General features: G+C 65.1%; 13 protein-coding genes. 6 read left to right on the top strand and 7 right to left on the bottom strand.

Annotated elements, in window-relative coordinates; translation table 11 throughout:
* The first annotated feature begins 207 nt into the window (after positions 1-207).
* Positions 208-951, top strand: a complete 744-nt coding sequence (locus tag WHT83_RS05485; protein ID WP_406873209.1) for a hypothetical protein — start codon at positions 208-210, stop codon at positions 949-951.
* Between the two features lie 2 nt (positions 952-953).
* Here WHT83_RS05485 and WHT83_RS05480 read toward each other — a convergent pair whose 3' ends face one another.
* Entirely contained in the window at positions 954-1,223 is a 270-nt protein-coding gene (locus WHT83_RS05480; RefSeq protein ID WP_406873208.1) for a hypothetical protein, read from the bottom strand.
* A 372-nt stretch (positions 1,224-1,595) separates the two neighbouring features.
* Complete coding sequence (locus WHT83_RS05475) at positions 1,596-2,705, bottom strand: Gfo/Idh/MocA family protein (protein ID WP_406873207.1); 1,110 nt, start codon at positions 2,703-2,705, stop codon at positions 1,596-1,598.
* Between the two features lie 140 nt (positions 2,706-2,845).
* Here WHT83_RS05475 and WHT83_RS05470 point away from each other — a divergent pair, with 140 nt between their 5' ends.
* From WHT83_RS05470 to WHT83_RS05455, 4 genes are all read left to right on the top strand, one after another.
* Complete coding sequence (locus tag WHT83_RS05470) at positions 2,846-3,721, top strand: MurR/RpiR family transcriptional regulator (protein ID WP_406873206.1); 876 nt, start codon at positions 2,846-2,848, stop codon at positions 3,719-3,721.
* Between the two features lie 140 nt (positions 3,722-3,861).
* Positions 3,862-5,703: a dihydroxy-acid dehydratase gene (ilvD, locus tag WHT83_RS05465; protein ID WP_108605853.1), complete on the top strand. Its 1,842-nt coding sequence runs from the start codon at positions 3,862-3,864 to the stop codon at positions 5,701-5,703.
* 241 nt (positions 5,704-5,944) lie between these two features.
* Positions 5,945-7,333, top strand: coding sequence for a pyridoxal-phosphate dependent enzyme (locus tag WHT83_RS05460; protein WP_183263132.1), 1,389 nt, complete (start codon positions 5,945-5,947; stop codon positions 7,331-7,333).
* Entirely contained in the window at positions 7,330-8,496 is a 1,167-nt protein-coding gene (locus tag WHT83_RS05455) for a PLP-dependent aspartate aminotransferase family protein (RefSeq protein WP_183263133.1), read from the top strand. The genes WHT83_RS05460 and WHT83_RS05455 overlap by 4 nt, the downstream gene beginning before the upstream one ends.
* A gap of 223 nt (positions 8,497-8,719) precedes the next feature.
* On the opposite strand, the gene WHT83_RS05450 is transcribed toward WHT83_RS05455, so the two are convergent.
* Positions 8,720-9,208 (bottom strand): MarR family winged helix-turn-helix transcriptional regulator, encoded by a 489-nt coding sequence (locus tag WHT83_RS05450; protein ID WP_183263134.1) that lies wholly within the window; start codon positions 9,206-9,208, stop codon positions 8,720-8,722.
* 88 nt (positions 9,209-9,296) lie between these two features.
* Here WHT83_RS05450 and WHT83_RS05445 point away from each other — a divergent pair, with 88 nt between their 5' ends.
* Positions 9,297-10,175, top strand: a complete 879-nt coding sequence (locus WHT83_RS05445) for an EamA family transporter (protein WP_406873205.1) — start codon at positions 9,297-9,299, stop codon at positions 10,173-10,175.
* Positions 10,176-10,178: 3 nt separating this feature from the next.
* On the opposite strand, the gene tauC is transcribed toward WHT83_RS05445, so the two are convergent.
* The 4 genes from tauC to WHT83_RS05425 form a co-directional block, all read right to left on the bottom strand.
* Positions 10,179-11,036, bottom strand: coding sequence for a taurine ABC transporter permease TauC (gene tauC / locus WHT83_RS05440; RefSeq protein ID WP_406873204.1), 858 nt, complete (start codon positions 11,034-11,036; stop codon positions 10,179-10,181).
* Positions 11,033-11,806: a taurine ABC transporter ATP-binding protein gene (locus WHT83_RS05435; protein ID WP_406873203.1), complete on the bottom strand. Its 774-nt coding sequence runs from the start codon at positions 11,804-11,806 to the stop codon at positions 11,033-11,035. Before WHT83_RS05435 ends, tauC begins: the two co-directional genes overlap by 4 nt.
* Before the next feature lie 90 nt (positions 11,807-11,896).
* Positions 11,897-12,910, bottom strand: a complete 1,014-nt coding sequence (gene tauA / locus WHT83_RS05430) for a taurine ABC transporter substrate-binding protein (RefSeq protein WP_406873202.1) — start codon at positions 12,908-12,910, stop codon at positions 11,897-11,899.
* A gap of 184 nt (positions 12,911-13,094) precedes the next feature.
* On the bottom strand, positions 13,095-13,340 hold the full coding sequence (locus tag WHT83_RS05425) for a DUF982 domain-containing protein (RefSeq protein ID WP_183263137.1): 246 nt from the start codon (positions 13,338-13,340) through the stop codon (positions 13,095-13,097).
* Positions 13,341-13,471 lie beyond the last annotated feature (131 nt).

The raw sequence follows: 13,471 nt of genomic DNA, 5'->3' as shown, positions 1-13,471 counted from the left end.
TTAACAACAGGATAAGATTAAAATTGTAGCGAGCTCGCCTGCCAGCGAAGTCCAGGGAACGGTGGACCGGGTTGCCAGGAGCGACGCGGTGAATGCCGACCGCGAAGCGTCACAATCGTTAGCCAAGTGTGATCCGACGGCCCTTTCATTGCCCGAAACGGACGATATGTGACGGATCCCTGACAGTTTTGCGACAGGAGAGGGTCCGTGGCGCAGATGATGCATCCAGCAGTTGGCAACGTCGCCATGGGACCACGGCGCGACCATTTCCGCTTCCTGGCCTGTGCGCTGGCGCTCGTCGGCGCAGTCACCGTCGCCTCGGCGCTCGCGGCGATCATTGCGCCCGGAATCCGCTCGCTGCTGCTGCAGGAGGACGGCATCATCGAGATGGGCACCGTGCTTTTCCTCGGGGCAGCCGTGCTCGGAGCGGGTGCCGCAACGGCGCTGCGGGGACCGCGCGTGCCGCTGGTGCTGGCGGGCCTGATTGCCCTCGCCGAACTTCTTGATGAAACCAGCTTCGGCTCGCGGCTGTTCGGGTTCCAGCCCTTGGCGCTCTATGGCGGCGGGCAGCTCGACGGTTTCCACGACCTGTTGATCCTGGCGTTCCGGCTGTTGCAGCAGGTCAGCCACAACCTCGCCTGGCTGCTGGTCGTGCTGATGCTCGCGGTATCAGTGGGGCTCTCGTTGTTCGCCCTGCGCCAGATCGCGCGCAACATGGGCGGAGCGACGACATGGCTCTCGGGCCACGCCCTGCTTTTCCTGCATGTCGGCTTCATCGGGTTGGCGCAGGTCATCGACATCGCTGCATCGTCGCGCGCACTTGCCGCCGTCGAGGAAGTGCTCGAACTCAACGCCGCGATATTGCTGGCGTTTTATGCGGCGCAGCAGGGGTGGGAAGTTGTTCGGCCCAACCTATGGGTTTCACTCCCCAATCAAAGTCCGATGCGATGATCTTAATTGGACGCTGCTGGAACGCTTGCTTCTTTCGCCTGCAGACAGAACGATCCGACGGCTTCGTTGAGTTCTGTGACAAAAACGGCCATCTTGCTTGGAAAACACTCGGCAATTGACCTCGGGTGGGCGAACTTGTCTTTCGCAATAGCAACGATGACGCTCAATTTCCCATCGCAATGGTCGACGGCCCAACGCAAATTCTCCATCAACTCCCGGTGCCCCAACTTGGCTCGTTCAGCTGGACCGAGATCTCCGCGCTCATATATCATTCGGCCATCTCGTCGAACGAATTCGTCCTGCCATAGTGTAACCACTACCACCTTTGTCGTTTCATTACGCGCTGACCAACTCCACTGAACGTTTCGTGGTGCAGTGCCGAAATGCGCAAAGCAAGCCGTATGAGAAAACTTCCTAACCACTATCCCCCCAAGATCTTCTGCATTCAGAAATCCATGGGTCTATATTATACCTTCAACCGGAAAGCAGCAGTATTTCGCGACCGTCTGCCTCGTTGGACTGAACCAGAGATACGCGACTAGTAGCGAAATCACGGCTTGCGAAGCGTAGCGTAGATCTCAACGTGCCTCGCGGCAGCAATAGCATCGCTCCACTCTGACGCCTGCCCGACGTAAATGCGTCCTCTACCTCACCTTCACCCACTTCTGCTCGGCAAACGACTGCGCCATCGCATGCACGGTGCGCTCGATCTCCACGCCCTCGTCGAAGTCGATAACGCGCGCCGGCTGGCCGGCGATGCGGGCGAGGAGTTCGCGGCATTCGATGGTCTTGAGATCGTTGAAGCCTAGGCCGTGCCCGGGGGCGGGGATGAACTTGCCATAGGGCTCGTGGACGGGGGCTGCGAGGATGGTGCGAAAACCCTGCTCGGTCGCACGGTCCGAGGTGACGTAGAGCTGGATCTCGTTGAAGCGCTCCTGGTCGAAGACGATCGAGCCCCTGGAGCCGAAGATCTGGACCTGGATGCGGCCCTTGCGGCCCCAGGCCGAGCGGTTGACCAGAAGCGTTCCGGAGACGCCGTTGTCGAGATGGATCAGGCTCGAGGCGATGTCGTAGGTCTCGACCGCGCGGCGTCCGCCGCCCGTTACCTGCCGATCCGGATAGGGTTTTGCCATGTCGCACATGACGCGCTCGACCCGGCCGAAGAGTGCCGAAATCAACGACAGCGGATGGACGGCAAAGTCGTCGAGCGCGCCGTAGCCTGATGTCGCCTCGTGCTTCCAGAAGAACGGAGCGTCGGGATCGGCCATGAAGTCCTCGTCCATCTCGACGCGGAGATGGTTGACCTCGCCGATGACCTTCTCGTCGAGCAGCTGGCGGATATGGCGGATGGCCGGGCTCTGGATGTAGTTGTAGCCGAGTACCGCTGTCTTGCCCGACTTGCGGGCGGCGGCGGCCATGGCTTCGGCCTCTGCGAGCGTCGGCGCCATCGGCTTTTCGCACCACAGGTGCTTGCCGGCTTCGAGGATGGCGATGGCCATCTCGGGATGGAACTGGTTTGGCGTGGTCAGCGAGACGATCTCGACCTCGGGATCGGCGACGACAGCGCGCCAGTCGCCCGAGGATTTCTCGAAACCGAGCTCGGTGGCGCGGATCGCGGCGAGGCCGGCATTGGCCTCGCCGAGATGGACGAGCCTGACCTTCTCCACGTCGCCGAACACCGTGCGCACCGAATTCCATGCCAGCGCATGGCACTTGCCCATGAAGCCGGTTCCGATAAGACCTACACCTGTCACTTCACGCTCTCCCGGTTTATAGAATGGGCATTTGCCGTTGACGGATTGAATAGTCGAATTTTTGCGAAAATGGAACATACGGTTCATTTTATTTGGACAGCCCGTGGCGGCGGCGCTATGGTGGAATAGGCGGAGGCGGAATGGACGACATGGCGGATACGGTTTCGGAGGCACTGCCGCGCGATTTCGAGGCGCTGAGGGCGCTGATCCTCGACCGCCGCGAGGGCCTGCCCAAGCGCATCGCCCAGGTGGCCGCCTATGCGCTCGACAATCCCGACGAGATCGCCTTCGGCACCGCCGCCAGCATTGCGAGTTCGGCCGGGGTGCAGCCCTCGACCCTGATCCGCTTCGCCCAGCATCTCGGCTATGACGGCTTCACCAGCCTGCAGCAGGTGTTCCGCGAGCGATTGAGGGAGCGGACGACCTCCTATGAAGAGCGGCTGACCGTGGTGCGCGGCAATGACGACGGCACCAGTAACCGCCGCATCGTCGACGGCTTCCTGGCCGCGGCGAGCAAATCGATCGACGTGATGTCGCGCAATCTCGATGACGAGACGCTGGACCGCGCCATCGACCTGCTGAACGGCGCCGAGACCATCTACATCCTCGCCCGCCGCCGCTCCTACCCCGTCGCCAGCTACATCGCCTATGCGCTCGGTAAGCTCGGCGTGCGCAGCCAGCTGATCGAATCCGCCTCGGGCCTGAGCCCCGAAATCATCTCGTTTGCCAATTCCAGGGATGCGGTGATCGCCATCAGCTTCTCACCCTACGCCTCGGCGACGGTGGAGGAAGCACGGATACTTTCGGCGAACAACGTGCCTGTCATCGCCATCACCGACAGCGCGTTCTCGCCGCTGGCTCAGTTCGCCAAGGTCTGGTTCGAGGTGGCGGAGGCCGATTTCGGCGGCTTCCGCTCGCTGGCCGCGACCATGGCTCTGGCGATGGGACTGACCGTCGGCGTGGCCGAGCTCAGGCGCGGACGCAAAGGCAAGAAATCAGCCAATTCGAAGGGTTGAACCACCGCTGTGGTGCGCTGGACGCATGGCAGCTTCCCGCTGTCGGCATGCCAGAATGCCCTTGAGGCGGAAAATAGTTGACGCAGGGGCGATAGTGGCTCAATCCCACTGTTAGCCATCTATTGTATGAGAGAGCCCCCATGCCTGCTTATCGTTCGCGCACCACCACCCACGGCCGCAACATGGCGGGCGCGCGTGGCCTATGGCGCGCCACCGGCATGAAGGACACCGATTTCGGCAAGCCGATCATCGCCGTGGTCAACTCCTTCACCCAGTTCGTGCCGGGCCACGTCCACCTCAAGGACCTCGGCCAGCTCGTCGCCCGCGAGATCGAGGCGGCCGGCGGCGTGGCCAAGGAGTTCAACACCATCGCCGTCGACGACGGCATCGCCATGGGCCATGACGGCATGCTCTACTCGCTGCCGAGCCGCGAGATCATCGCCGACAGCGTCGAATACATGGTCAACGCGCATTGCGCCGACGCCATGGTCTGCATCTCCAACTGCGACAAGATCACGCCCGGCATGCTGATGGCCGCGATGCGCCTCAACATCCCGGCGGTGTTCGTTTCCGGCGGTCCTATGGAGGCCGGCAAGGTGGTGCTCGGTGGCAAGAACGTCGCGCTCGACCTAGTCGACGCCATGGTCGCGGCCGCCGACGACAAGGTTTCGGACGAGGACGTCAAGATCATCGAGCGCTCGGCATGCCCGACCTGCGGCTCGTGCTCGGGGATGTTCACCGCCAATTCGATGAACTGCCTGACCGAAGCGCTTGGCCTGTCGCTGCCCGGCAACGGCTCGACGCTGGCGACGCATGCCGACCGCAAGCGCCTGTTCGTCGAGGCGGGACACCTGATCGTCGACCTCGCACAGCGTTATTACGAGCAGGACGACGAAAGCGTTTTGCCGCGCAATATTGCCTCCAAAGGCGCGTTCGAAAACGCCATGGCGCTCGACATCGCCATGGGCGGCTCGACCAACACCGTGCTGCACATCCTGGCCACGGCACATGAAGGCGAGATCGACTTCGACCAGGACGACATCGACGCGCTGTCGCGCAAGGTGCCGGTGCTGTGCAAGGTGGCGCCGGCCAAGGCCGACGTGCACATGGAAGACGTCCATCGCGCCGGCGGTATTTTTGCCATCCTCGGCCAGCTCGACAAGGCCGGCCTGCTCAACCGCGACCTGCCGACGGTGCACACCGCAACGATCGGCGAAGCCATCGACCATTGGGACACCTCGCGGACAAAGAGCCAGGCAGTGCGCGACTTCTACCTCGCTGCTCCCGGCGGCGTGCCGACGCAGACGGCCTTCAGCCAGGACCGGCGCTGGGACGACCTCGACCTCGACCGGGAAAAGGGCGTCATCCGCTCGGCCGAACATGCCTTCTCCAAGGACGGCGGCCTGGCCATACTCAAGGGCAACATCGCGCGCGACGGCTGCGTGGTGAAGACAGCCGGCGTCGACGAGTCGATCCTCAAGTTCTCCGGCCCGGCACGGGTGTTCGAGAGCCAGGACGCTTCCGTCAAGGCGATCCTCGCCAACGAGGTCAAGGCCGGCGACGTGGTGGTGATCCGCTACGAGGGCCCGAAGGGCGGCCCCGGCATGCAGGAGATGCTCTACCCGACCAGCTACCTCAAGTCGAAGGGCCTGGGCAAAGCCTGCGCACTGCTGACCGACGGCCGCTTCTCGGGCGGCACCTCGGGCCTGTCGATCGGCCACGTCTCGCCTGAGGCGGCAAATGGCGGTACGATCGGGCTGGTGCGCGAGGGCGACATCATCGACATCGACATCCCCAACCGCACCATCAGCCTGCGCGTCGACGAGGCCGAGCTGGCCACACGCCGTGCCGAGCAGGACGCCAAGGGCTGGAAGCCAGTTGAACTGCGCAAGCGCAAGGTGACCAAGGCGCTGAAGGCCTATGCCGCCTTCGCCACCTCGGCCGACCGCGGCGCCGTGCGCGACCTCGGCGACTTCGAATAGCATACGTCTCCGCGCCGCGGCGCGGCCAAAACCAGACATGCAGCCGCCCGCCCGGTCAGCCGACCCGGCGGGCGGAACATTTTCGGGCATACGGGAATTTCCTTCTCAAGCATCGCCCGGAAACGAAATCGCCTGCCTTTGTTCGCAGGGGCCTGCGCCGGTAAATGCGGCCAGATCCGGCGGATGTCCCGACCGGCTGAGATGCGATATGTTCAGCACCCTGCCCGAGGGAGACGCCGCCATGAGCCGCCTGCACCCGCCCTTCAGGTCCGTGCTCGAGTTGATCGGCAACACGCCGGTCGTCGAGCTGACGCAATTCGACACCGGGCCCTGCCGGCTGTTCATCAAGCTCGAAAGCCAGAACCCCGGCGGCTCGATCAAGGACCGCATCGCGCTGTCGATGATCGCGGCGGCCGAGCGCGAGGGCAAGCTGAAGCGCGGCGGCACCATCGTCGAGGCGACCGCCGGCAATACCGGGCTGGGGCTGGCGCAAGTCGGCATCCCCAAGGGCTACCGGATCATCCTCGTGGTGCCCGACAAGATGTCGCGCGAGAAGATCCAGCACCTGCGCGCGCTCGGCGCCGAGGTCCGGCTGACGCGCTCGGACGTGGGCAAAGGACATGCCGAATATTACCAGGACATGGCCGAGAAGATCGCCGCCGAGATTCCCGGCTCGTTCTACGTCAACCAGTTCGCCAATCCGGCCAACCCCGAGGCGCATGAGACGACGACCGGACCCGAGATCTGGGACCAACTCGAAGGCGACGTGGACGCGGTGGTGGTCGGCGTCGGCTCCGGCGGCACGCTGACCGGGCTCGGCCGGTTCTTCGCCAAGGTGTCGCCCAAGACCGAGATGGTGCTGGCCGATCCTGTCGGCTCGGTGCTGGCGCCGCTGATCAAGACCGGCAAGATGGAAGAGGCTGGCAGCTGGACCGTCGAAGGCATCGGCGAGGACTTCGTGCCGCCGAATGCCGACCTGTCGCTGGTGAAGAAGGCCTATTCGGTCAACGACAAGGCAAGCATGCTGGCGGTGCGCGACCTGCTCGCCAAGGAAGGCATCCTGGCCGGCTCGTCGTCGGGCACGCTGCTGTCGGCAGCACTGCGCTACTGCCGCGAGCAGAGGACGCCGAAGCGAGTGGTGACCTTCGTCTGCGACAGCGGCAACAAGTATCTCTCCAAGGTGTTCGACGACTTCTGGCTGGCCGAACAGGGGCTTGCCGAGAAGGAGCAGCATGGCGACCTGAGCGACCTCGTGGCGCGCTCGCATCGCGAAGGCGGCACCGTGTTCGTCGGACCCGAGGACAATTTGCTCACCGCCTATGGCCGGATGCGGCGCGGGGACGTGTCTCAGCTGCCGGTGCTGGAGGACGGCAAGCTCGTCGGCATCATCGACGAGGGCGACATCCTGTCCAAGGTCGATGGTCCATATGACAGCCGCTGGAACCGTTTCAACGCGCCCGTCTCGACCGCCATGGCGAAGGACCTGCACACGCTGCAGGCCAACCAGACGCTCGATGCACTGCTGCCGATCTTCGACCGCAACGAAGTGGCGATCGTGTTCGACGGCGAAGAATTCGTCGGGCTGATCACCCGGGTCGACCTCATCAACCACCTCAGGCGGACAAAATGACGACACAGAAGAACCGGCTGGCATTTTCGACGCGCACCATCCATGGCGGCCAGAGCCACGACCCGACGACCGGTGCCGTCATGGTGCCGATCTACGCGACGTCGACCTACGGCCAGCAGAGCCCGGGCGTGCACAAGGGTTTTGAATACGCCCGCAGCCAGAACCCGACGCGTTTTGCCTTCGAGCGAGCGATCGCCGATCTCGAAAGCGGCTCCGCCGGCTTCGCTTTCGCCTCCGGGCTGGCGGCGATCGGCACGGTGTTCGAACTGCTGGATAGCGGCGCGCATATCGTTGCCACCGACGACATTTATGGCGGCACGTTCCGGCTGCTGGAACGGGTGCGCAAACGCTCGGCCGGGCTGCAAGTGACGTTCGTCGACTTCACCGATCTTGCCGCCGTCGAAGCCGCGATCCGGCCGGAAACCAAGATGCTTTGGGTCGAGACACCGACCAACCCGCTGCTGCGCGTCGTCGACCTCGAAGGCGTGGCGGCTCTCGCCAAGCGCAAAGGCGTGCTGTCGGTCGCCGACAACACCTTCTGCAGCCCCTATCTGCAGCGGCCGCTGGAGCTCGGCATCGACATCGTCGTGCATTCAACGACGAAATATCTCAACGGCCATTCCGACATGGTGGGCGGCTGCGTGGTGGTGGGCGACAACAAGGATCTGCGCGACCAGCTGAAGTTCCTGCAGAACGCCATCGGCGCGATCTCGGGGCCGTTCGACAGCTTCCTCGCCCTGCGCGGCATCAAGACGCTGGCGCTGCGCATGGAGCGCCATTCGCAGAACGGGGCCAAGATCGCTCGCTGGCTGGAGGGTCGCAAGGACGTGCCCCGGGTGATCTATCCCGGTCTCGAAAGCCACCCGCAGCACGCCATCGCCAAGGCGCAGATGTTTCATTTCGGCGGCATGATCACGGCCGAACTCGACCGCGATCTCGCCGGCACCAAACGCTTCCTCGAACGCACCCAGCTGTTCACGCTGGCCGAAAGCCTCGGCGGGGTGGAGAGCCTGATCGAGCACCCGGCGCTGATGACGCATGGCTCGATTCCGGCGGAAAAGCGCGCCGAGATCGGCATCTCGGATTCGCTGGTGCGACTGTCGGCCGGCATCGAGGACGGCGACGACCTGATCGCCGACCTGGAGCAGGCGCTGGCGGGGTGAGCCAGCAAGGCTTGCGCGGCAAGTACCCCCCCACCCCTAACCCCTCCCCACAGGGGATTCTGCGGCCCCGCAGCCACCAGATCTTTGACACATCGAGCAAAGCGCCGACCTAATTCCTGGCTCGGACGGCAGGAGATCGCTCCGACGGCGGCAAACCTGGTCCCCTCCCCCTTGTGGGGAGGGGTTAGGGGTGGGGGTAGCTTCAAACTGGCCGTAGCCGACCTCAGGCGCTCTCGAAACCCACCAAAAACTTGCTGAGCAGTGCCCCGAGCACGGCGCGCTCCTCGGGGGCAAGCATTTCGACGATGCGCGACTGCGTCGCCACGTGGTCGGTGACGGCCGCGTCGATGGTGGCGAAACCCTTTTCAGTCAGCGAGACAATGAAGCTGCGGCGATCGTCGGGGTTGAGCCGGCGCTCGACCAGCCCTGCCTTTTCCAGCTGGTCGACGCGGTTGGTCATGGTGCCGGAGGTGATCATCATCGTGGCGGAGAGATCGCCCGGCGACAGCGCATAGGGCGCGCCGGAGCGGCGCAGCGTCGCCAGCACGTCGAAGCTGGCATAGTTCAGTCCGTGGGCGGCGAAGGTCTTTTCCATCTCGCGGCCGAGGTGCTGGGAGACCCGGTTGAGGCGGCCGATCAGCCCCATGGGCGCGACGTCGAGGTCGGGCCGTTCGCGGTTCCACTGGGCAAGAATGTCGTCGACGCGATCCATGGCCAAGCTTTCGGGAAAAAATCTCTTGACGTCAAGAGAACTCGTATTATCTTGACGTCAAGATTATTGATGTGGAGATAAACCACCCATGTCCCGCAACTCCGACCTGCTGCTGACGGCCATCGCCCCCGCCATCTGGGGCAGCACCTATATCGTGACGACCGAGTTCCTGCCGGCAGGCTATCCGCTGACGGTGGCGATGCTGCGCGCCCTGCCCGCAGGCCTGTTGCTGCTGCTGCTCGTGCGACAGCTGCCACAGGGCATCTGGTGGGCGCGCGTGCTGGTGCTCGGCGCGCTCAACTTCTCTGTTTTCTGGTGGCTGCTGTTCGTCGCCGCCTATCGCCTGCCCGGCGGCGTGGCGGCAACGGTCGGCGCTATCCAGCCGCTGATTGTCATCCTGCTCGCCCGCGCCCTGCTCGGCTCGCCGATCCGCCCGCTGGCGATCATAGCTGCCATTGCCGGCATGGCCGGCGTGGCGCTGCTGATCCTGACGCCGAATGCGGCGCTCGATCCGATCGGCATCGCGGCAGGACTTGCCGGCGCCGTATCGATGGCGGCTGGCACCGTGCTCAGCCGGCGCTGGCAGCCGCCTGTCACACCGCTGACCTTCACCGCCTGGCAGCTGACGGCAGGCGGCCTGTTGCTTCTGCCGATCGCCCTGTTGCAGGAGCCTTCGCTGCCACCGCTGACGACCGCCAACCTGCTCGGCCTCGCCTGGCTCGGCCTGATCGGTGCGGCCTTGACCTACATCCTGTGGTTCCGCGGTATCGCCAAGCTGGAACCGTCAGTGGTGTCGCCGCTCGGCTTCCTCAGCCCGATGACCGCCGTGATCCTCGGCTGGTCGGTGCTCGGCCAGTCGTTGAGCGCAGCGCAGATCCTCGGCATGATCGTCGTGCTCGGCAGCGTCTGGCTCAGCCAGCGCGCCCAGCAGGCCAAGCCCGCCCGGACCAAACTCGCCACCGCCTGACGGTCAGTCGCGCCCGGCCCAGGGCACCAGCCTGCGCTCCACAAAGCGCAGGCCGAATTCGAGCACGAAGGCCACCGCTGCGATGACCAGGATACCCATGACGACGACGTCGGTGACGAGGAACTGCGCCGCCGACTGGATCATGAAGCCGAGGCCCCGCGTTGCAGCCACCAGTTCGGCGGCGACCAGCGTGGTCCAGCCGGCGCCGAGCGCGATGCGCAGGCCGGTGACGATCGATGGCAGCGCGCTGGGCAGCACGACGAAGCGGATGACCTGCCAGCGTGTCGCGCCGAGCGAGCTGGCCGCACTGAGACGATCCTGCTGGACACCGCGAACGCCAGACGCCGTCGACAGCGCAATCGGCGCCACCATGGCGATGGCGATGACCAGGACCTTGGCGGACTCGCCGATGCCGAACCAGATGATGATCAACGGTAGGTAGGCGAGCGGCGGGATCGGCCGCAGGAACTCGAGCACGGGGTCGAAGAGGCCACGGCCGACGCGGCTCGCGCCGATGGCGAGCCCGACCGGAATGCCGACCAAGGTCGCCGCCACCAATGCTGTGAAGACACGCCCCAGCGAAGCGAGCAGATGCTGGGCAAGCGTCGCGTCGACGAACCCCTGGGAGGCGACCGTCCAGAATTTCGACAGCACGTCCTGCGGCGGCGGCAGGAACAGCGGTGCGACGAGCCCGAGCCTGGTAACGAGAGTCCATACCAGAAGGGCTGCCAGTATGGTGATGGCGCTGATGGTTCGCGACGACAGCTCGCGGCGGGGTGTATCGCTGCGCGGCCAGCGCACCGTCGCGCGTTCAGGTTCGGCCAGGTCGCGCCGGCCGCGTTCGGCCTGCAGCAGGGTCATGCCGGCTCTCCCTCGAAAATCGCATCGGCAAGCTCGGCCCGGGCTGAGGCGAAGGCCGGATCGGCCTTGATCGAGCGGACGGGCTCGCCGGCGGCATAGCGCCGGCTGAAGCCGGCCTCGAAGCTCAGCGCAATGCGGCCGGGATCGGGCGCCATGACGACGACGCGGGTGCCGAGCAGCAGCGCTTCCTCGATGCCGTGGGTGACCATCAGCACGCCGAGATTTCCCGGCGCCCAGATGTCGAGCAGCAGCGTCTGCATGCGCTCGCGCGTCAGCGCATCAAGCGCGCCGAGCGGCTCGTCCATCAGCAGGAAGTCGGGCTCGGCGGCGAGCGCGCGGGCAAGGCCGACGCGCTGGCGCATGCCGCCCGACATCTCCCAAACCGGCTTGTCGCCGAGGCCGTCGAGCCGGACGCGCCTGAGCAGTTCGTTGGCGAGGGCGTGGCGCTGCCGCTCACCGATGCCGCGCACTCTCAGCGCGAAAGCGACGTTGTCGCGCGCCGAGAACCAGGGAAACAGCGCGTCGCTCTGGAAGACGACGGCGCGGTCGGCCCCTGGCCCCTCGATCGGCCGGCCGTCGACCGAGACCTCGCCGTGCTCGGGCACAACCAGGCCCGCGGCGGCGTTAAGCAAGGTCGACTTGCCGCAGCCGGAACGTCCGGTGAGCACGACGAACTCGCCCTGGCCGACGGAGAGCGATGCACCCTCGACCGCCGGCCGAGGCTGCCCGGAATAGCGCACGGCGATGTTGCTGAGCGTAAGCGTCGACATCGTTGGGTCTCCTGGAAAAGGGGATGCCCCGGCCGGGAGGAGCCGGCCGGGGTCTGTGCCCACGCGGGAGGACGCGGGCCGGCTGGCGCCTCAGTTGGAGGCGAGCGCCTCGGTGACGTATTTCGACGTCACGTATTTCGAATAGTCAGGCTGAACGGCGTCGATCTTGCCCTGCTCCTTGAGGAAAGCCGAGGTCGCCGCGACCGCCTTGACCGTGTCGCCGCCGAGGAACTTGACCGAGGCCTGTTCTTCCAGCGTCGGGAAGACATAGCCCTTCAGCAGGGCCGGCACTTCCTCGACCTTGGCGCCGGTCAGGCGGGCGATCTTCTCGGCCTGCGGCGAGCCCTTGTCCCAGGCTTCCGGCTTGGCGAGGAATTCGGCATAGGCAGCACCCGTCACCTTGACGAAGTCACGCACGGCGGCCGGGTTCTTCTCGGCGAAGTCGGCGCGGACGATCCAGGCGTCGAAGGTCGGCGCGCCCCATTCGGCGACCTTGGCCGAGTCGAGCACGACCTTGCCCGAGGTCTTGATCTGGCCGAGCGCCGGATCCCAGACGTAAGCCGCGTCGATGTCGCCGCGCTGCCAGGCGGCAGCGATTTCCGGCGGGCGCAGATTGAGTATCTCGACCGACTTGGGATCGACGCCCTCGTGTTTCAGCGCTGCGAGAAGGCTGTAATGCGTGGTCGAGACGAAGGGCACGGCGACCTTCCTGCCGGCAAGATCGGCGGCCTTCTCGATGCCTGCACCGTTTCGGGCGACGAGCGCTTCGGATTCGCCGATCAGGCCGACGACAAAGATGGTCTCGATCGGCAACTGGCGGCTGGCGGCAGCTGCCAGCGGGCTCGAGCCGACATAGCCGATGTCGACCGCGCCGGATGCGATGGCGGCAATGACATCGGCGCCGGAATCGAACTTGCGCCAGTCGATGCTGGCCTTGGTGGCAGCCTCATAGGCGCCATCGGCCTGCGGCACTTTCGAGGGCTCGACCACCGTCTGGTAGGCGATGGTGATCTTGAGGTCCTCGGCATGGAGAGAGCCGACGGACGGCGCAATCGACAGAGCGGCAACGGTGGCGAGCAAGGCACGGCGCGTGAAATCTGACATGGGCTTCCCCTCGGGGTTGAATGACGATGCCCATTCAGGATGGTAAATTCTACAAACTCTGTAGAGTTAATTTATGCTGCAAAACCCGGCCGGCGAGGAAATGTCCTGCCCGTCCTTGCGGCATACAGGGGCGGTGCCGTTCGCCGTGCGGCGAACGGGCGGCGCCGGAAACATGGCAAGTGGGTCAGACCAGGATACCGATCTCCTCGGCAGCAGCGACGAGTGCCTGCCGCGCCGCCTTGTGCGAGCGGGTGCCGGCGAGCGCCGCCGAGACCGTCTCGACCGCCTCGCGGTAGAGCGGGCCGCTGCGCTTGGCGTGCGGCCAATCAACCAGCGCCTCGTAGGCGCCCTTGACGGTCGTGACTTCGCGCTGGGTGCTTTCCGGTCCGATGCGAATCGAAACCGGACTGTCAAAGAGCATTCGATCCATAAGGGCCTCCGACGTCCATTCCTTGAGCATCCGATCTCCCCAAACCGGCTCCCCACTTCGGGTCCGATGCTCTGCAACCCCTTTCAACGCACCGGAATCGCTCGGGTTCCGTGTCCAAATCCGCCAAACAT

The organism is Aminobacter sp. P9b (genome assembly GCF_045345995.1).
Lineage (GTDB): Bacteria > Pseudomonadota > Alphaproteobacteria > Rhizobiales > Rhizobiaceae > Aminobacter > Aminobacter niigataensis.
This window is presented reverse-complemented; position numbering and strand designations above follow the sequence as displayed.